This window comes from Klebsiella sp. 141162 (genome assembly GCF_050600755.1).
In the GTDB taxonomy this organism is placed as follows: Bacteria; Pseudomonadota; Gammaproteobacteria; order Enterobacterales; family Enterobacteriaceae; genus Klebsiella; species Klebsiella aerogenes.
In genome coordinates, this window is record NZ_JAQIRI010000001.1 from 1,415,534 (window position 1) to 1,435,284 (window position 19,751).

16 protein-coding genes and 1 pseudogene are annotated in these 19,751 nt (G+C 55.7%); 6 read left to right on the forward strand and 11 right to left on the reverse strand.

All coding sequences use genetic code 11. The annotated features are described in order from the left end of the window. Positions 1 to 31: 31 nt before the first annotated feature. Together PGR23_RS06725 and PGR23_RS06730 are read left to right on the forward strand one after the other, a co-directional pair. Positions 32 to 3,139 carry a beta-galactosidase gene (locus tag PGR23_RS06725; protein WP_396279728.1) on the forward strand — a complete coding sequence of 1,036 codons (3,108 nt, stop codon included), beginning with the start codon at positions 32 to 34 and terminating at the stop codon, positions 3,137 to 3,139. A 41-nt stretch (positions 3,140 to 3,180) separates the two neighbouring features. Next, positions 3,181 to 4,446, forward strand: a complete 1,266-nt coding sequence (locus PGR23_RS06730; protein ID WP_045394589.1) for an MFS transporter — start codon at positions 3,181 to 3,183, stop codon at positions 4,444 to 4,446. A 2-nt stretch (positions 4,447 to 4,448) separates the two neighbouring features. Here the strand turns inward: PGR23_RS06730 and PGR23_RS06735 are convergent, their stop codons facing one another. From PGR23_RS06735 to dcp, 3 genes are all read right to left on the reverse strand, one after another. Continuing rightward, positions 4,449 to 5,564 (reverse strand): AAA family ATPase, encoded by a 1,116-nt coding sequence (locus tag PGR23_RS06735; RefSeq protein ID WP_315710317.1) that lies wholly within the window; start codon positions 5,562 to 5,564, stop codon positions 4,449 to 4,451. 24 nt (positions 5,565 to 5,588) lie between these two features. Further along, positions 5,589 to 5,849 carry a hypothetical protein gene (locus PGR23_RS06740; protein ID WP_045394594.1) on the reverse strand — a complete coding sequence of 87 codons (261 nt, stop codon included), beginning with the start codon at positions 5,847 to 5,849 and terminating at the stop codon, positions 5,589 to 5,591. Positions 5,850 to 6,204: 355 nt separating this feature from the next. After that, entirely contained in the window at positions 6,205 to 8,244 is a 2,040-nt protein-coding gene (gene dcp / locus PGR23_RS06745) for a peptidyl-dipeptidase Dcp (RefSeq protein WP_045394597.1), read from the reverse strand. A 172-nt stretch (positions 8,245 to 8,416) separates the two neighbouring features. Between dcp and ydfG the strand changes: the two genes are divergently transcribed. Both ydfG and PGR23_RS06755 read left to right on the forward strand, forming a co-directional pair. Then, entirely contained in the window at positions 8,417 to 9,166 is a 750-nt protein-coding gene (ydfG, locus tag PGR23_RS06750) for a bifunctional NADP-dependent 3-hydroxy acid dehydrogenase/3-hydroxypropionate dehydrogenase YdfG (RefSeq protein WP_045394599.1), read from the forward strand. 93 nt (positions 9,167 to 9,259) lie between these two features. Beyond that, a complete protein-coding gene (locus PGR23_RS06755) occupies positions 9,260 to 9,946 on the forward strand; it encodes a GntR family transcriptional regulator (protein WP_045394600.1) in 687 nt (228 codons plus the stop codon). 45 nt (positions 9,947 to 9,991) lie between these two features. Here the strand turns inward: PGR23_RS06755 and PGR23_RS06760 are convergent, their stop codons facing one another. The 7 genes and pseudogenes from PGR23_RS06760 to PGR23_RS06790 all read right to left on the reverse strand — a co-directional run bounded on the left by PGR23_RS06760 (position 9,992) and on the right by PGR23_RS06790 (position 17,960). Beyond that, a complete protein-coding gene (locus tag PGR23_RS06760) occupies positions 9,992 to 10,423 on the reverse strand; it encodes a universal stress protein (protein WP_045394603.1) in 432 nt (143 codons plus the stop codon). Positions 10,424 to 10,672: 249 nt separating this feature from the next. After that, complete coding sequence (locus tag PGR23_RS06765) at positions 10,673 to 12,136, reverse strand: mannitol dehydrogenase family protein (RefSeq protein ID WP_315710313.1); 1,464 nt, start codon at positions 12,134 to 12,136, stop codon at positions 10,673 to 10,675. A gap of 206 nt (positions 12,137 to 12,342) precedes the next feature. Further along, complete coding sequence (locus PGR23_RS06770) at positions 12,343 to 13,725, reverse strand: MFS transporter (RefSeq protein WP_396279729.1); 1,383 nt, start codon at positions 13,723 to 13,725, stop codon at positions 12,343 to 12,345. A 42-nt stretch (positions 13,726 to 13,767) separates the two neighbouring features. Further along, on the reverse strand, positions 13,768 to 14,787 hold the full coding sequence (locus PGR23_RS06775; RefSeq protein WP_315710310.1) for a Zn-dependent oxidoreductase: 1,020 nt from the start codon (positions 14,785 to 14,787) through the stop codon (positions 13,768 to 13,770). Positions 14,788 to 14,797: 10 nt separating this feature from the next. Further along, positions 14,798 to 16,012 (reverse strand): D-mannonate dehydratase ManD, encoded by a 1,215-nt coding sequence (manD, locus tag PGR23_RS06780; protein ID WP_047048080.1) that lies wholly within the window; start codon positions 16,010 to 16,012, stop codon positions 14,798 to 14,800. Between the two features lie 143 nt (positions 16,013 to 16,155). Further along, the gene (locus PGR23_RS06785) at positions 16,156 to 17,439 is read right to left on the reverse strand and encodes an MFS transporter (RefSeq protein WP_047048077.1); all 1,284 of its coding nucleotides are present in this window, start codon (positions 17,437 to 17,439) and stop codon (positions 16,156 to 16,158) included. Between the two features lie 132 nt (positions 17,440 to 17,571). Beyond that, a pseudogene (locus tag PGR23_RS06790) lies at positions 17,572 to 17,960 on the reverse strand (YnfA family protein). Positions 17,961 to 18,046: 86 nt separating this feature from the next. On the opposite strand from PGR23_RS06790, the gene PGR23_RS06795 reads away from it, so the two are divergent. Beyond that, complete coding sequence (locus PGR23_RS06795) at positions 18,047 to 18,388, forward strand: DUF1283 family protein (RefSeq protein WP_015366763.1); 342 nt, start codon at positions 18,047 to 18,049, stop codon at positions 18,386 to 18,388. Positions 18,389 to 18,439: 51 nt separating this feature from the next. Beyond that, complete coding sequence (gene speG, locus PGR23_RS06800; protein WP_015366764.1) at positions 18,440 to 19,000, forward strand: spermidine N1-acetyltransferase; 561 nt, start codon at positions 18,440 to 18,442, stop codon at positions 18,998 to 19,000. Here speG and PGR23_RS06805 read toward each other — a convergent pair. Next, positions 18,994 to 19,704: a YnfC family lipoprotein gene (locus PGR23_RS06805; protein ID WP_045394624.1), complete on the reverse strand. Its 711-nt coding sequence runs from the start codon at positions 19,702 to 19,704 to the stop codon at positions 18,994 to 18,996. The genes speG and PGR23_RS06805 overlap by 7 nt on opposite strands. Positions 19,705 to 19,751: the final 47 nt, after the last annotated feature.

Below are 19,751 nucleotides of genomic sequence, written 5' to 3' on the forward strand. Positions count from 1 at the left end.
CATTTATTACCATTATCCGTCAGGTATGCGTATGCAACGATATGATTCAGGCGCCGCTCGCGGCCCCGCTTTTCACGAAGTTCTGGCCCGCGAGGACTGGCAAAACCAGACTATCACTCACCTCAACCGCCTGCCCGCCCATCCCTCTTTTGCCAGCTGGCGCGATGCCGATGCGGCGCGCGACAACCGCCCTTCCGACCGCCGCCGTCAGCTGGACGGCGAATGGCAATTTTCCTATGCCCGTAGTCCGTTTCAGGTGGATGCCAACTGGCTGCAGCATGACCTGCCCGACAGCCGCCCGACGCCGGTGCCTTCAAACTGGCAAATGGAGGGCTATGACGCGCCGATTTACAGCAACGTCCGCTATCCGATTGATACCGTGCCGCCGCGGGTGCCCGAAGACAACCCTACCGGCTGCTATTCGCTACAGTTGACCGTCGATGAGGCGTGGCGGGTCGAAGGGCAAACGCAAATTATCTTTGACGGCGTTAACTCCGCGTTTCATCTGTGGTGCAACGGCGAGTGGGTCGGCTACTCCCAGGATAGCCGTCTGCCCGCCGCCTTTGATTTAAGCCCGTTTCTGCAGCAAGGCGCCAACCGCCTGTGCGTGATGGTGATGCGCTGGAGCGCGGGCAGCTGGCTTGAAGATCAGGATATGTGGCGCATGAGCGGTATCTTCCGTTCGGTGTGGTTACTGCATAAACCGCAGGTCCGCCTCAGCGATGTGCAATTAACCCCGCAGCTCGATGCTCTATATCGCGACGCGCAATTGCAGGTCAAGCTTAGCGTCGAGGCCGCGCCTGAAGCGCTGGCGGCGCTGGAAATTGACGTCGCGCTGTGGGATGGCAAAACGCGCCTTGCCAGCCAGCGCCAGCCGCTGGGTACGCCGATTATCGATGAACGCGGCAGCTACGGCGAGCGGGCAATTGTCAATCTCGATATTGAGCGCCCGCGGCTGTGGAGCGCCGAGCAGCCGCATTGTTACCGCGCGGTGGTATCGCTATGGCGCGGCGAGACGTTGCTTGAAGCGGAAGGCTGGGATATTGGTTTTCGCCAGGTAGAAATCCGCGACGGGCTACTGTTGCTCAACGGCAAGCCGCTATTGATTCGCGGCGTCAACCGCCACGAACATCATCATCAGCGCGGCCAGGTGGTCAACGAAGAGGATATGGTGCAGGACATTCTGCTGATGAAGCAGAACAATTTCAACGCCGTGCGCTGTTCGCACTACCCCAACGCCCCGCGCTGGTACGAGCTATGCAACCGCTACGGCCTGTACGTGGTGGACGAAGCCAATATCGAAACTCACGGCATGGTACCGATGAATCGGCTGTCTGACGATCCGGCCTGGCTTGCCGCTTACAGCGCGCGCGTCACCCGTATGGTGCAGAGCAACCGCAATCATCCCTCGATCATTATCTGGTCGCTGGGTAATGAGTCCGGCTGCGGCGACAACCATCAGGCCATGTACCAGTGGTTGAAGCATAACGACCCTTCGCGTCCGGTACAGTATGAAGGCGGCGGCGCCGACAGCAGCGCCACCGATATTATCTGCCCGATGTACGCCCGCGTCGAGCGCGACCAGCCGTTCCCGGCGGTACCCAAATGGTCGATCAAGAAGTGGATCGGGATGCCCGGCGAACAACGCCCGCTGATCCTCTGCGAATACGCCCACGCGATGGGCAATAGCCTGGGGAATTTCGCCGATTACTGGCAGGCTTTCCGCGACTATCCTCGCCTGCAGGGCGGTTTTATCTGGGATTGGGCCGACCAGGCAATCGAGAAAACGTTCCCGGATGGTAGCGTCGGCTGGGCCTATGGCGGCGATTTCGGCGATAAACCTAACGACCGGCAGTTCTGCATGAATGGCCTGGTATTCCCCGACCGGCGCGCCCATCCTTCGCTCATCGAGGCCAAACATGCGCAACAGTATTTCCAGTTCGCCTTGCTGGAGCAAAGTCCGCTGCGGATTGCTATCACCAGCGAATATCTGTTCCGCGTCACCGATAACGAAATGCTGCGCTGGCAGGTTCAGTGCGCGGGAGAAACGATAGCCAGCGGCGACTTAGCGCTGGCGCTGCAGCCGCAAGGACGGGCGGAATTGATTCTTAGCGACTGCCTGGCCCTGCCGCGCGGCGCCCGTGATGTCTGGCTGCAGCTCGAAGTGATCCAGCCGCAGGCGACGTCATGGTCTGAGCCCGGTCACCGCGTCGCCTGGCAGCAGCTAGCGCTTGCCGCGCCGCTGGCGCTATCTGAGACGTCCGCCGAAGGCCCGGCGCCGGTCCTGACGATCGAACCCACGCTCTATCAGGTCAGCGTCGGATCCCAGCGCTGGATTATCGATCGTCAGAGCGGACGTTTAAGCGAATGGTATGCCGCGGGCAAACAGCAGTTGCTGACCCCGCTGGCGGATCAGTTTATCCGTGCGCCGCTGGACAATGATATTGGCGTCAGCGAAGTCGAACGTATCGATCCGAACGCCTGGGTCGAGCGCTGGAAGAGCGCCGGTCTGTATTCGTTGACGACCCGCTGCGTGAAATGCGAGGCGCAGCAGCTGGCGCGGGAGGTGATCGTTGATAGCCACTGGCACTATCTGCGCGGCGAGGAGACGGTCATTGCCAGCCACTGGCGCATGACCTTCACGGCCGACGGCGGGCTCCAGATCACCGTTGATGGCGAACGTGCCGCAACGTTACCGCCGCTGGCGCGCGTCGGGCTGCGCTTCCAGGTCGCCGATCAACATGCCGAAGTCAGCTGGTTGGGATTAGGGCCGCACGAAAACTATCCGGATCGCAAAAGCAGCGCCTGTTTTTCGCGCTGGCAACAGCCGCTTTGCGAGATGAGTACGCCCTATATCTTCCCCAGCGAAAACGGTCTGCGCTGCGATTGCAAAGCGCTGGACTGGGGATGCTGGCACGTCGCAGGCCAGTTCCACTTCTCGGTGCAGCCGTACAGTACGGAACAGCTGATGACGACCGATCACTGGCATCGTATGACGCCGGAAAAAGGCGTCTGGATCACGCTCGACGGCCAGCATATGGGCGTTGGCGGCGATGATTCCTGGACACCAAGCGTTCTGTCACAGTGGCTGCTGCTCGAGGCCAAATGGCACTATCAGGTTACGCTTCATTGTCAATAATAACGGGGGCTTCGGCCCCCACCGCACAGGTATAATAAGATATGAAACTCTCTGAACTCACGCCCCGCGAACGGCATAATTTTATCTATTTCATGCTGTTCTTTTTCTTTTACTATTTCATTATGTCGGCTTACTTTCCCTTTTTTCCGGTGTGGCTGGCGGAAGTAAATCATTTAACGAAAACCGAAACGGGGATTGTTTTCTCCTCCATTTCGCTGTTCGCGATAATATTCCAACCGGTGTTTGGTCTGATTTCCGATAAGCTCGGGCTGCGTAAACATCTGCTGTGGACCATTACCGTACTGCTTATTTTGTTCGCCCCGTTCTTTATTTTTGTCTTCTCGCCGCTGCTGCAAATGAACATTATCGCCGGCGCGCTGGTGGGAGGAATTTATTTAGGCGTGGTGTTTTCCAGCGGTTCCGGCGCGGTCGAGGCCTATATTGAACGCGTCAGCCGCGCCAACCGTTTTGAATACGGCAAAGTACGCGTCTCCGGCTGCGTCGGCTGGGCGCTGTGCGCGTCAATTACCGGCATCTTGTTCGGTATCGACCCTAACATTACCTTCTGGATAGCCTCCGGTTTTGCGCTGGTGCTTGGCGTGTTGTTATGGCTATCGCGCCCGGAGGCCAGCAGCAGCGCGCAGGTTATCGACGCCATCGGCGCCAACCGCCAGGCCTTTTCACTGCGTACGGCGGCCGAACTGCTGCGAATGCCGCGCTTCTGGGGATTTATTATTTATGTGGTAGGCGTCGCCAGCGTCTATGACGTTTTCGACCAACAGTTCGCTAACTTTTTTAAAGGCTTTTTCGCCACGCCGCAGCGTGGGACCGAGGTCTTCGGCTTTGTCACCACCGGCGGTGAATTACTCAACGCGCTGATTATGTTCTGCGCCCCGGCAATTATTAACCGCATCGGCGCGAAAAACGCCCTGCTGACCGCCGGCATAATTATGTCGATGCGCATCCTCGGATCTTCTTTTGCGACTTCGGCGGTGGAAGTGGTCATTTTAAAAATGCTGCACATGTTTGAATTACCATTCCTGCTGGTCGGCACTTTCAAATATATTTCTTCCGCATTTAACCCTAAGCTTTCCGCCACCCTATTTTTAATCGGCTTTAACCTGTCGAAACAGCTTTCCGGGGTAGTGCTTTCGGCTTGGGTGGGACGGATGTACGACACCGTAGGTTTTCACCAGGCCTACCTGATCCTCGGCTCAATCACCCTGAGCTTTACCCTGATATCGCTATTTACCTTAAAAGGTAGTAAGACACTGCTGCCTACAGCAGAGTATAACAATGCGTCCTGAGATTATCCTTCCGTCACGGATGACGGAGACGCCGCTTTGATTTGCGTTTGCCCGCCGCTATTCTCCAGTTCGTAGAGGCGGCACTCCGCTCGCGCTGAGATCAATTGCGCCAGTTCTGCCGAGTGGCTGGTAAGCCAGATCTGGCTATAGCGTGACGCTTCGACAATCAGACGCGCCAGCGCCGGGAACATCTGGCGATGCAGGCTGTTTTCCGGCTCATTAATGGCGAGAAACGCCGGTGGCCGTGGGCTGAGTAACGCGACCGCCAGGCACAAAAAACGCAGGGTGCCGTCAGACATCTCCGCCGCCAGCAGCGGCCGATAAATCCCCTCCCGGCGCATCTTCATCACGAAACGCGAGTTGTCGTTCTCGCAGAAAAAGGTACAGTCGGGGAACGCTTCGCCGAGGATTTCGTGCAGCAACTCCTCAGCGCCGATTTCGACGATAGTCTGAAAGGCCGCCGCCAGATTGCCGCCATCGCTATCGAGCACCGGTGAACGGTAGCCGACCGTCGGCTGGCGGAGCGGTGAAAGCCTGCCGATGGCAAACTCATGGTAAAAACGCCAGCGGCGCATGGTCTCCCGCACGCGCGACACTTCCGGGAAACGATGCGGTTCGCCTAGCTGGCCGAAAATAGACTCGTTTTCGTAAATAGTATCGGTGAAGGTACTTTTTTCGCCATTGACATCAATCAGAAACGCCGCCTGGTTTTTCCGCTGCAGTACCCGTGACGATGGCCGGCGGTTAAAACCCGATAGCCAGATATTCTCTTCTTTAACGATCGGGTCAAGCATGAATTGCGTTGGGTACGGCAGTTTTTCCGGAAACCCGACCTGCAATTCGTATTCAAATTCGTCGGTCAGGCAGGCGATTTGCAGACGCCGTGGGTGGCGGTCGGTCGGCGCCTGTTTCCCCGACCACATGATATTCTCAAGCCCACCCTCCTCGCTGACATAGCTGGAAAACTGGCCGCTGGCCGAGGCGGTTAACAGGTGAATCGCTTTGTAGATGTTCGATTTTCCGCAACCGTTAGGGCCAAACACGATATTCAGCGGCCCGAGTTCCAGTTCAATCGCCCTGACGGAACGGAAATTGTTAATACGAATGCGGTTAATCATACCTGTCCTCAGGCGCGCCGATGCTCAACTGAGCGATTTTTTCATCCCGCGCGTTAGCGCGACTCTGGCGAGTTTATCGGCATCCAGATGTGAATCACTAAAGACGCCGAAAAACAGGCGTTCATCATCAATAACCTGCGACACGACCCGGTAGTTCAACGGCTGTCCGGATGGCGCGCCGTACTGCGCAGGAGTGACGGAAACTTCCGTCGCGGTGTCGGCGACGCTAACCAGCAGACCATCTGCTTTGCCGCCAACCAGCATGACCTTAATTAACGGGTGCACTGTGTTCCTCCCGAGTGGGGTCAAAAATGTCATTGAACAAGTCCCTGGACACGCTGAAGCGCCGCAGGAAAAAACATCGTCGTATGTACTTTTTTATAGTTCATAGCGGCCTGGAGTATAAAAAAAAACGAATTGCACTTTGTAAGCACGCATTATTAGTAGTAAAGGCCGACAAATGATGAAGGAAAAAAGTGGAATTGTGAATCTTAACAACTCTTATTTGTTGCTCAGGGCGTTGAGAATGGTCGCAAAATGTACATTGGTTACAGTGGGATGCCGCGGTATTTGGTAGCCGGACAAGACGCGATGCGCCGCCTCGGGGGATAAAACCGGGCGGCGACGAATAGCACAGTATCTACAAGCCGCGATTTTTCAACATCGGCTCGATCAGCGGATCGTGCCCACGCCAGTCGCGATACAGCGCTTCGAGATCGCAGCTGTTACCGCGCGACAAAATCGCCTCGCGGAAGCGCTGGCCGTTTTCCCGGGTTAATCCCCCCTGCTCGACAAACCACTGATAACCATCGTCGGCGAGCATTTGCGTCCACAAATAGGCATAGTAGCCCGCCGCATAACCGCCGCCGAAAATATGCGAGAAATAGCTGCTGCGATAGCGCGGCGGAACTGCCGCCAGATCCATCTGCTCCTCGCGCAGCGATTGCTGTTCAAAAGCATCGACATCCTGCGGCAGCGCCTGCGGGGTGACGCTGTGCCAGCGCATGTCCAGCAGCGCCGCCGCCAGCAGTTCGCTCATGTCATAACCCTTATTGAACGTTGAGGCGCGGAACATGCTGTCGCGCAGATCATCGGGCATGGCTTCGCCGGTCTGGTAGTGCTTCGCATAATGGGCGAAGACCTGCGGCTCGCTGGCCCAATGTTCATAAATCTGCGACGGGAATTCCACGAAATCACGCGGCGTATTGGTGCCTGAAAGACTCGCATAGCGCTGGTTAGCGAACAGGCCGTGCAGCGCATGGCCAAATTCGTGGAACAGCGTGATGACGTCATCCCACGACAGCAGCGCGCAGCCGCCGGCTTTTGGTTTCTGGTAGTTGCAAACGTTGTAAATCACCGGACGCTGGGCACGCAGCGTCGATTGCTCGACAAACACATCCATCCAGGCGCCGCCGCTTTTGCTGTCACGCGAGAAGTAGTCGCCGTAAAACAGCGCCATTCCTTCGCCGTTGGCATCAAAGATTTCCCATACCCGTACATCGGGATGGTAAAGCGGAATATCAAAACGTTCGACAAAACGAATGCCAAACAGTTGGGAGGCGGTCCAGAACACGCCATCTTCCAGCACCCGATCCAGGGCGAAATAGGGTTTTAGCTGCGCTTCATCGATGGCGAATTTAGCGCGCCGCACCTGCTCGCCGTAATATAACCAGTCCCAGGCCGCAGCCTGAAAATCGCCGCCCTCTTCATCAATAACCTGCTGGATGTCGGCAAGCTCCTGTTCGGCGCGACGGCGGGCCGCCGGCGCGATGCGGCGCATAAAAGCCAAAGCCTCAGACGGCGTTTTCGCCATCTGGTCAGCCATCGACCAGCTCGCGTAATCGGCGACGCCGAGCAATGCGGCCTTACGCGCGCGGATTTCCGCCAGCCGCAAAACCAGTTCACGGGTATCGTTGGCATCGCCCTTCTGGTTACGCGTCCAGCCCGCAGTGAATAGATTGTGCCGGGTCTGGCGATCGGCAAGGGCCTGTAGCGCCGGTTGCTGGGTGGTATTGGTCAGCGCCAGCAGCCAACGGTCCTGCAGGCCTTTATCGCGCGCGGCATCGGCGGCGGCGGCAATCTCATCCGCGGCCAGCCCGTCGAGCTGGTGTTGATAATCGACAACCAGACCGCCGGACTTCACCGCCGCCAGCAGACGCTGCTGGAACTGACTTTGCAGCGACGCCTCCTCGGTATTCAATGCTTTTAGCGCGGTTTTCTGCTCTTGCGCCAGCGCGGCTCCCGCCAGCTGGAAACGCTGCCAGCTCACCTCAAGCAGACGCCGCGACTCCGGATCCAGATTCAGGGCGTCGCGCTGCTGCCAGACCTGTTTGACTCGCTGGTACAGCGCATCGTTGAGCCAGATATCGTTGCCAAGCTCGGCGAGCTCGGCGGAGAATTGTTCGTCCAGTTGCTGTATCAGCGGATTAGTATTCGCCCCGGCCATGGCGAAAAAGACCCGGGTCACCCGGCCCAGGAGCTGGCCGCTCTGCTCCAACGCGACCAGGGTATTGTCAAAATCCGCCGGCGCCGGATTGTTGACGATTGCCGCAATCTCCTCGCGCTGGCGCCGAACGCCTTCATCAAAAGCCGGGCGATAATGGCTATCTGCAATCAAATCAAAATGCGGCGCCTGGTACGGCAGTAGGCTGACGTGTAAAAAGGGATTATTGTCCGTCATCATTCTCTCCTGAACGCGGGTATCCACTAAGATTAGGCAACTCATTGATTGGCCGCAATGATTTATCCAGCCAGCGCGCTATACCAACAGATGACGATACGATTTTCCTTTACCGCGCGGCGTTAACGCGTGCTATGTTATGACAACACAAAAAGCTTTGAGGAACAGTAAGATGATTATTCTGGTGACTGGTGCAACTGCTGGATTTGGCGAAAGTATTACTCGTCGTTTTATCGCTAACGGCCACAAAGTGATCGCCACCGGGCGTCGTGAAGAGCGCCTGAAGACGCTCAAAGAGGAGCTTGGCGATAACCTGTATACCGCGCAACTCGACGTGCGTAATCGCGCCGCCATCGAAGAGATGATTGCCGGGCTGCCCGCGGACTGGCAGTCTATCGATGTTCTGGTGAATAACGCCGGCCTGGCATTGGGTCTGGAACCCGCTCATCGCGCCAGCGTCGAAGACTGGGAAGACATGATCGATACCAATAATAAAGGCCTGGTGTACATGACCCGCGCGGTGTTGCCGGGGATGGTGGAGCGTAATCGCGGCCATATTATTAATATCGGTTCGACCGCCGGTAGCTGGCCCTACGCCGGCGGCAACGTCTACGGCGCGACCAAAGCTTTCGTACGCCAGTTCAGCCTGAATCTGCGCACTGATTTGCACGGCACCGCGGTTCGCGTCACCGATATCGAGCCGGGCCTGGTAGGCGGCACCGAGTTCTCCAACGTCCGTTTTAAAGGCGACGATGCGAAAGCCGGTAAAACTTACGAGAACACCCAGGCGCTGACGCCGGAAGATGTCACCGAAGCGGTGTGGTGGGTCGCGAATCTGCCGAAACATGTCAACATTAACACGCTGGAAATGATGCCGGTCAGCCAGAGCTTCGCCGGGCTCAGCGTCCATCGTCAGGGCTAACGCCCTCAGCGGCCTGGCCTGCGGGCCAGGTCTGGGCGGAACGGCAAAAAACGAGTAAAATAATGCTCATAACCCATTAAAAAGTAATCATCAATGGCCGCAGAAACGCAACTGAATCCGACCCAGCCCGTCAATCAGCAAATCTATCGCATCCTTCGCCGGGATATTGTCCATTGCCTGATCCCGCCGGGAACCCCGCTGTCAGAGAAAGAGGTGTCGGTGCGGTTTGATGTTTCGCGCCAGCCGGTACGGGAAGCCTTCATCAAATTAGCGGAAAACGGGCTGATTCAGATCCGTCCCCAGCGCGGCAGCTATGTGAATAAAATCTCAATGACCCAGGTGCGCAACGGCTGTTTCGTGCGCCAGGCTATTGAGTGCGCGGTAGTGCGCCGCGCAGGAACGATGATCAACGATGAACAGCTCTATCAGCTGGAACAAAACCTCAACCAGCAGCGGGTGGCGGTTGAACGTCAGCAGCTCAATGATTTTTTCCAGCTCGATGACGAATTTCACCAGAAATTATCCCTTATCGCCGACTGCCAGCTGGCGTGGGACACCATTGAAAATATCAAGGCGACCATCGATCGGGTACGCTATATGAGCCTTGACCACGTGACTCCGCCCGATATGCTGCTGCGTCAGCATCTCGATATTTTTCAGGCACTGGAAAAACGCGATCTTGATGCCGTAGAAAAGGCGATGAATATTCACCTGCATGAAATTAGCGAGTCGGTTTTGTTGATTCGTCAGGAAAATAGCGAGTGGTTCAGCGAAGAATAATGGGTTAAGCGGCAGCCAACGTTGCGTCAGCTGCCGTAAAATAGATTACCGAACCACTAACACCGGAATTTTGGCATAGCGTAAAATGGACTCGGCGTTAGAACCGAGGAGATGAGTTGATATACCCGGCTTGCGTGAACCAATAACGATAACGTCAAAATTCTCTTTTTCGCTCAGCGCTAATATTTCATCACGCACATTGCCAAAAACAATGCGGGTATGGATCCGCGACGCCGGGATTGAAAACAATCGCGACAGATCGCGCATTTTCTTTTCCGACTCTTCTTTCATGAAGGCTTCAAATTTACGAATATCCGCCGTGAAGCCGCGCAGCAAAGAACTGGTGCTGTTTGGCAGCACGTTCAGCAACGTGATTTCACCTTCTTCGGCAGATGCTAAAAAATCCGCGTGACGAACGGCCTTATCGCTTAAATCCATTTCAAACACATCGACCGGCAATAATATCTTTTTGTACATAGCCTGAGCTCCTTAGTCCTGAAGAAACCGTTGGGGGGATTTTATTCTGTCATATTTAAGCGTGTGGGAATACGATCAATCACCCAAATAAATACTTCAGAGATAAAAATAAACATCAACAATATATAATTAATTATGGAAAGTTAGAGTTATGTATAGACGGGAAATATCAGAGGCTATTCGTATTGCTAATACAAAAATAGCCCGACTCGCTATGCGATGCCGGGCTATGAATGGAATGATGTTTTTTTACTGGCCTTTAGCCCATTCGCCGACGGTCGCCTTGGCGCCGTGAATCTGTAAAGAGAGATACGCCGCCGTCACCGCATCGACAAAACGCGGTTCCTGCGGCAGACTTTCGCCGAAAATGGCCTTAATACCCAGCAGCGCCTGCACGCGTTCGCTACCCTCTTTACTACCCTGCACCGCCTGTTGAATGACCGGCAGCAGCGGATCGCTGATTTCAATCGCCTGCCCCTTGTCATCGACACCGCTCACGTAGCGCATCCAGCCGGCAATACCCAGCGCAAGCAGGCTGAAATCACTGTGATGCGCCAGGTGCCAGCGCACGGAGTCCAACATACGCTGCGGGAGCTTCTGGCTACCGTCCATAGCAATCTGCCAGGTGCGGTGCTTAAGCGCCGGATTGCTATAACGCTCAATGAGCAAACCCGCATAACGCGCCAGATCCACGCCCTGTACACTCAGCGTCGGCGCTTGCTCTTGCAACATTAACGCCTGCGCGGCACGGCGGTAGTTATCATCCTGCATGCAATCATTGATATGCTGATAACCGGCGAGATAGCCCAGATAAGCGAGGAACGAATGGCTGCCGTTGAGCATTCGCAGCTTCATCTCCTCAAACGGCACGACGTCAGTGACCAGCTCCGCGCCGGCTTTCTCCCACTGCGGACGACCGGCGACGAAGTTATCTTCGATAACCCACTGGCGGAACGGTTCACAGGCCACACCGGCCGGATCGCGCACCCCGGTGAGTTGTTCAATTTTATCCAGCGTATCAGCGGTCACTGCCGGAACGATCCGGTCGACCATTGTGGAAGGGAACGTCACGTTCTGCTCAATCCACTGCGCCAGTTCGTTATCAACGGCGCGGGCATACGCACAAACTACGTTGCGCATTACGTGGCCGTTTTCCGGCATATTATCGCAGGACATGACGCTGAAAGCCGGCAGACCGGCGGCGCGACGGCGCGCCAGCGCTTCTACCACCACGCCCGGCGCCGATTTCGGCTGGTGTGGAGTTTGCAGATCGGCGGCAATCAGCGGGTTATCAAGCTGCAGCTGACCGGTGGCCGGAGAGTGGCAGTAGCCTTTTTCGGTGATGGTCAGCGAGACAATCGCTACCTGAGGCTCGCACATTTTCGCCAACACGCTTTCCAGGCCATCGACCTGCGCATGCATCGCCTGCTTCACCACGCCGACGACGCGTGCGGTCCAGGCATCGGCGGACATTTCAGCCACCGTATAGAGCAAGTCCTGCTGTTGCAAATCGGCAATCTGTTGCTCACCGCCAATGAGGTTCACTTCGGTATAGCCCCAGTCGCTGCCGTGTTCTGTGGCAAGGATATCGGCATACACCGCCTGATGGGCGCGGTGAAAAGCCCCAAAACCGAGATGAACGATGCGAGAAACCAGCTTGCTGCGATCGTAAGAAGGAAGCGTTGCCCTGGCGTTTAAAAGCGTGTTTTCCATGGTGTCTCTCATTTTTATGATGACTGATAAATCATTCTCAAACAGAATGTTTTGGTGAGGTAAACCATCGCACGCAATTGGTATGACATCTTTGATTTTCATCAACTACCATACAAGAAGATCCGGCGCTGTCGCGTTTCGTGATCCTGCGCGCAATGGCGGGGATGAGCCGGGAGTATCCCGGCTAGATAACGTTAACGACGAGATTATGATTTCGCGTATTGGCCATTCGCGTTTAGCGCCTGACGCGTACCGGCGTCCGCCGCATCGTGGTCCAGACTCAGGTCACGGTCACACACTTCCGGCATCAGTAATGACGAGATGAGACCGATAGCTGAATAACAGATCAGCATCGCGACAATCGGCCACCACGAACCGGTTACGTTACAGAAGATACCGGCCAGCACCGGCCCGAATCCCACCGCCACCAGACCGCCAGCCTCTTTGGAGATAGCCATTCTGGTAAAGCGATTACGCGAGCCGAACATTTCCGCCATGGTGATATTTTCCAGCGCAAACAGACCCAGTACCGCCACGTTATGAATAACAATCAGGGACAGCATAATGGTGCTGGCGCTATAGCTTTTATCGACAATAATAGCCAGCATCGGCCAGGCCAGAATAATGGCGGAAATATTGACAATAATATAAGGTAAACGGCGCCCAACTTTATCCGACAGCCAGCCTAACAGTGGGATAGTAATAAAGCCAATCACTGAGCTAATCATTAAGGCATCGGTCGGAATCGCTTTATCAAATAATAGACTTTGAACCAGATATCCCGCGAGAAATGTTTGCAATAAACCGGAATTACCGGCCTGTCCAAAGCGTAAACCGGTCGCCAGCCAGAATGATTTACTTTTTAACATCGCGCCGAAGGTATTATGCGCAGCGGCGGCTTTAGCCTTAACTTCATCGGCTTCGTTGACCTGTTCAAATACCGGGCTCTCTTTCAGATTTAAACGCAGCCAAATGGCAAAGATCATTACCACGACGCTTGCAAGGAACGGAATACGCCAGCCCCAGGCGATGAGTTGTTCGCGATCGAGCAGGAAGAACATCACTGCCCAGATGGCCGTGGCGCTCAGCGTCCCGCAGTTGGTGCCCATCTCCACCAGAGAAGAGATGATGCCGCGTTTGCCTTTCGGCGCATATTCCGCCAGCATGGTACCGGCGCCGGAAATTTCGGCGCCCGCTCCCAGCCCCTGAATAATACGCAGGGTCACCAGTAACACCGGCGCAAAAATACCAATCTGCGCATAGGTGGGTAATACGCCGATTAACGTGGTGCAAATGCCCATCATGGTGATGGTAATAAACAGAACCTTTTTACGCCCGATGCGATCCCCCATTTTACCGAATATGAAAGCGCCGACGATCCGCGCAATATATCCTGCGCCATAGGTTCCCATCGCTAATATCAGCGCCATGGCCGCCGACTGCTCCGGGAAAAATATCTCATGAAAGACCAGCGCGGCGCCTAAAGAATAAAGCTGGAAATCCATAAATTCCAGTGCCGTGCCAAGCCAGCCGGATACCGCGGCGCGGATAAGATCCGTAGTGCTTCTCTCATTTTTAGCTGTCGTCATAATAATAATCTCTAAAGTAGGATACAGCGAGGTTATTTATATTTATGCGTTGAAGGTTAATAACACCTTACAACAATGCTTGCGGTCTTCTTCAAATAACGTCATGGCATCGACAACATGCTCGAAAGCAAACTGATGGGTGATAAGCCGATCCGGATTAATTAAGCCGTTTGCCAACCATTCAAGAACCAGCGGGAATTTATTGGCATTGAGCCTGGACGAATAAATAGTGAGCTCTTTGCCGGTGATCCCCTGCTGCGCCACCATTGACGGTTCGGTAGAAAAGCCCATCAGCACAATCCTGCCTGCCGGCGAAGCCAGTGCGATGGCCTCTGGAAAAATCGCCGGATGGCAGGCGGCGTCGATAATCAGCGTCGGTCGGATACCCTGCGCTTCCAGCGCCTGCGCCAGCGGTTGCTCCTTATTATTAATGGTCCAGTCGGCGCCGTTTTGCTGCGCCATCTGCAGCCGCTCAGGGATCTGGTCGGCGACGATCACCTGCCGCACGTTATAGACGCGCTTGAGCACCTGAATGGTGGTCAGCCCCATCGGCCCAGCGCCGTAGACCAGCGCGATATCCTGTTCGCGTGGTTTAGCCTGGCCGGTGACATTCGCCGCAATAGTAAAGGGCTCCACCATTACCGCATGATGGTCGCTCACGTTCTCCGGCACCGGCCAGGCATTTTTGGCCGGTACCACCGCGCATTCGCTAAACCCGCCATCGCGATGGACGCCCAGCACCACCAGCGACGCGCAGACGTTGGGCTTACCGACCGAACAGGGATAACAGTGGCCGCAGCTGATCACCGGATCAACCGTCACCCGCTGGCCCACGACTTTATCCGTCACGCCCTCGCCCACGGCATCAATCACGCCGAAAAACTCGTGGCCAATGACCCGCGGATATTTGGCGAACGGATTATGTCCACGATAGATGTGGCTATCTGAGCCGCAAATTCCCGCCAGTTTCACCTTTACCCGCACTTCCCCGTTCCCCGGCTGCGGCAATGGCCGTTCTTCAATCGCCAGCGCGTTCGGCTGTTGGATAACAATACTTTTCATTTTTCTCTCCTTACCAATTCCACAAAGTGCCATCTTCGAGGCGCGCCACCGGCAGACAGGCGGGTTCATAGGGGTATTTCGCCGCCAGCTTCTCGTCGAACTCAATACCCAGCCCTGGTTTATCGCCCGGATGCATATAGCCATTGTCAAAACGCCAGCTATGCGGGAAGACCTCCAACATCTGTTCGGAATAGCCCATGTACTCCTGAACGCCGAAATTTGGCACCCACAGATCGAAATGCAGCGCCGCCGCCATGCATACCGGAGAGAGATCGGACGGCCCGTGAGAACCGGTACGTACCTGGTACAATGAAGCAAAATCGGCGATACGCCGCATGCCGCTGATCCCGCCAGCGTGGGTAATGGTGGTGCGGATATAATCAATGAGCTGTTCTTCAATCAGCTGTTTGCAATCCCAGATGCTATTAAAGACTTCGCCGACGGCAATCGGCGTGACGGTATGCTGGCGAATTAAGCGGAAGCACGCCTGATTCTCTGCCGGTGTCGGATCTTCCATCCAGAACAGACGATACTCCTCAACGCTTTTACCAAATCGCGCCGCCTCGATCGGCGTCAGGCGATGGTGCATGTCGTGCAGTAAATGCTCGTTGAAACCAAATCGTTCGCGCACGGCGGCAAATAGCCGCGGGGTGAAATCCAGATATTTCTCCGTTGACCACAGCTGCTCTTCCGGCCACACGCCTTTGGTCGCCGGCTCGTATGCCTGACCTTTGCCCTTGGCCATGCCGTAGGTGGTTTTCATCCCCGGAATACCGCACTGCACGCGGATCGCCTTAAAACCCATTTCCTGATGGCGGGCGTAGTCGTCCAGCACTTCATCAATGGAATGACCGGTGGTGTGGCAGTAGACCATCACCCCTTCGCGCGAGGCGCCGCCCAGCAGTTGGTAAAGCGGCATTCCGGCGGCTTTGGCTTTGATATCCCACAGCGCCATATCAACGGCGGAAATAGCCGACATGGTCACCGGACCGCGGCGCCAGTAGGCGCCTTTGTAGAAGAACTGCCAGATATCTTCGATGCGGTGAGCATCACGGCCAATCAGCTGCGGACAAAGGTGATCTTTCAGGTATGAGGCGACCGACAATTCACGGCCGTTGAGCGTGGCATCACCGAGGCCGACAATCCCGTCATCGGTGGTGATTTTTAAGGTGACGAAGTTACGTCCTGGGCAGGTAACGAACACGTCGGCGGCAACGATCTTCATGGGTAATTCCTTACATCTGTGCGGTTAGTGATCAAAATTAAATCACCAGACCTACTACCATACAAGTATGATATTTAAAAAAGATGCGAAGGATCACAAACGGATGTGGTTGCGGGGGGCGCCAGGCGTCCCCCCGTTAGCGATTAATTAATGCGGTCTTTTACGATGAAGAAATAGCACAGCGCGCCGGTAAAGGTCACACAGGCGGCGATGACTAAGGCCAGGTTAAAGGAGTGCGTGGTGTCCACTACCCAACCGGTGACAACCGGCGCAAAAGAGGCGAAAACAAAGCTGCCGAAGTTCTGGATCGCCGCCACAGACGCGACTTTATTCTCGCTAACCATCACCTGAACCAGCCCCCAGGCCGAGGTCCCGGCAAAGTGGACGCAGAATAGCGCCATGGAGATAAACGCCACCGCCTGGGTCGGCGAACTCGATTGCACCACCAGCAGCGTGCCGAGCGCAGAAAGCGTCAGGCCAACCACAATGGCCGTTTTGCGCGTTTTCGCCAGATCGTACCCGCGGCGCGCCAGCGCATCGACCACCAGCCCATTGACCCACATGCCCACCGCCGCGGCCAGAAACGGGATCGCCGCCACCCAGCCGGTTTTCGCCAGGCTCAATCCCTGCTGCGCCTGCAGATAACCCGGCAGCCACGCGATATACAGCCAGCCGGTATAGTTAACCCCGGAGAAGCCTAAAATCATGCCCCAGGTGGTGCGTCGTTTGAACAGCGCCAGCCACTCGCTGAATACCAGCGTTGGGCGCGCTTTTTCCGGCGCCGCCAGATACTGGCGCTCCTCCTGTTGCAGATCGAACTGCGCGCGGTTGCGATACCACGCGTACCAGCACAGGCCCACAACGATCCCGGCAAGGCCGATAACCACGAACATGGTGCGCCAGCCCCAGGCTATCTGCATCAGCACCAGCGCCGGCGGCGCGATCGCCTGGCCAAGCACCGTTGACGAGTTAAAGATGCCGACCGCGGTACCGCGTTCTTTTTGTACGTACCAGTCGGTAATGGATTTTACCCCCGCCGGCATAAACGGCGCTTCGCCAATCCCGAGGCCAATACGGAGCAATATAAAGTGGCTAAAGGAGTTCACCACCCCGGTTAGCGCCTGCATCAGTGACCAGAAAATCAGCCCTGCCCCCAATACAATTCGCGGGCCGAAGCGATCGAGCAAAATACCCGAGGGCAGTTGAGCAAAGCCGTATGACAGAGAGAACGCCGACAGCAGCACGCCGAATTCCGTCGCGCTAAGCCCGAGATCGCCGCGAATAGCCTCACCGGCAACGCTTAATGACGAACGATCGAGGAAGTTGACGATACCGGCGATGAACAGCAGCGTCAGGGTGACTTTTTGCACCCGGCCAATGCGCACGGGTTTGGCGCCAGCTTCGCTGGCAAGGGTTTGTGTAGCCATAATTGCCTCTTACGATAAACAGCACGATGCGTTTAGGGTAAGTAAGGCAACTAGTCGGCTACCATACAAGAATTAAGGTTGAAATTAGCGTGGAAGATCACAAAGGGCGATTTTTTATCCTGCTACAAGACGCTATGCCCGCCCCCAGCCAGCAACGATGATCAGCATGCCGCATAGCGCAATCGCGGCCCCCGCCCAGTCAAAGTGACTTAGCTTCACACCATCGACGAAACGCAGCCACAGCAGCGCGGTGCAGACGTAGACGCCGCCATAAGCGGCATAGACTCTGCCGCTGGCCTCCGGGTGCAGGGTCAGTAGCCAGACGAACATCGCCAGCGCCATCGCGGTCGGGATCAACAGCAGCGGCGAACCGCCCCGCTTCAGCCATAGCCACGGCAGGTAACAGCCGATGATTTCGCACAGCGCGGTAGCAAAGAAAAGTAACGTGGTTTTCAGCATTAAAGTTTGGTAAATGAGACAATTTGTTGCACTAGTGTACGCGATAATGCGCAGGCACCCATGCCATTTTGTCCGGTAGGCGCGGGTAGCGAGTTGTAGTAAACTTGTCCAACTGGTTAACCCTTTTTATCACTCAAAGGAAATCGTGATGAAAATGACACGCAATAAACGCTGGTGCCTGACCGCCCTGCTGGCGGCAAGCGCAATGGTCTATACCGCTTCGTCCTTCGCGCAAACCGACAAACTGGTGATCGAGTCCGGCGACAGCGCGCAGAGCCGTCAGCAAGCCGCAATGGAAAAAGAGCAGTGGAACGATACCCGCTCGCTACGGCAGAAAGTAAATAAACGCGCGGAGAAAGAGTGGGACAAAACCGACGTCGCCTTCGATGCGCAGGATAACTGCCAGAAGAGCGCCAACGTCAACGCCTACTGGGAACCCAACACCCTGCGCTGTCTTGACCGCCGCACCGGTCGCGTTATTACGCCATAATTCCCCGGCGCCCGTGGGCGCCATCCTCTATTAATGCACACAGGATTTCCCATGTCTGACGCCCCTCACGTCAAACTCCGCCCGCTTGAGCGCGAAGACCTGCGCTTCGTCCACCAGCTTGATAATAACGCCAGCGTAATGCGTTACTGGTTTGAAGAACCTTACGAGGCCTTCGTCGAACTCTCTGACCTTTACGACAAACACATTCACGATCAAAGTGAACGCCGTTTCGTTATCGAATGTGATGGCGAAAAAGCCGGGCTGGTTGAACTGGTGGAGATAAACCACGTTCACCGTCGCGCCGAGTTCCAGATTATCATCTCCCCGGAATATCAGGGCAAAGGGCTGGCGACGCGCGCCGCTAAGCTGGCAATGGACTACGGCTTTACCGTTCTCAATTTGTATAAGCTGTATCTGATTGTTGATAAAGAAAACGAAAAAGCGATCCACATCTACCGCAAACTCGGTTTCATGGTCGAAGGAGAGCTGATTCACGAGTTCTTTATCAACGGCGAATACCGCAATACCATTCGCATGTGCCTGTTCCAGCATCAGTACCTTGAGAAACATCGTCCTCAAGGCCAGACGCTGCTCAAGCCCACCGCTCAGTAATAGTCGATAGTGTTTTTGATGCTGTAGTGTCGCGTCACCGCCGGCTGGACGCTTTCATCGACAACCTGCATCTCGCAGCGGATTGGGTTGTCGTGATCGTCATAGTCGCAGGTTTGCTTCACCTTACCTAACGCGCGGTCGTTAAATACGCTCACCGCGCTGTAATCGAGCTTTTTACGCGGATCGGTAGATGGCGTCGATACGACGCTGAAGCGCTCATCTTTCGCGGTGGTGGTTTTGCCCAGCGGATAACCTTCGCTGTCATAGCGATAGCTGGAAGTGCTTTCTTTCCCGCGAGCCGTCACCACAAACCCGTTGTCATCGGTCTCCCAGCTGACGCCCGCCGCCGGCATCTCGGCGAGCTGGCATTTCCCCTGCAGCCGCAGGCGTTTCTCCTGCGTTTGCGCATCCAGATAGTAATTCGCGTCAAGTACCAGCGTTGCGCCGGTTTTGTTTTCGAGGTCGGTAAAATCCAGCAGATCAAAACACCCTTCTGCCGACACCTGGGCACGCACCCGCTTCACCATTTCCCCCTGGTCGTCGAACAGGATCTGAGTAAACGTTTTCACCGGGCCGCGCAGCGGGTCGAACTCAAACTCATTGGAAAAACTGGCCATCTCCGGGGTAAACGCCGCCGGCGTTGACGGCTTATCGCAGGCGCTGAGCAGCAACGCTGCCGGGATTAGCAAAAACAGTTTATTCACAGCCGCTACCTTTTTGGGAATATTCCAATCATTTTAGCAAATACAAT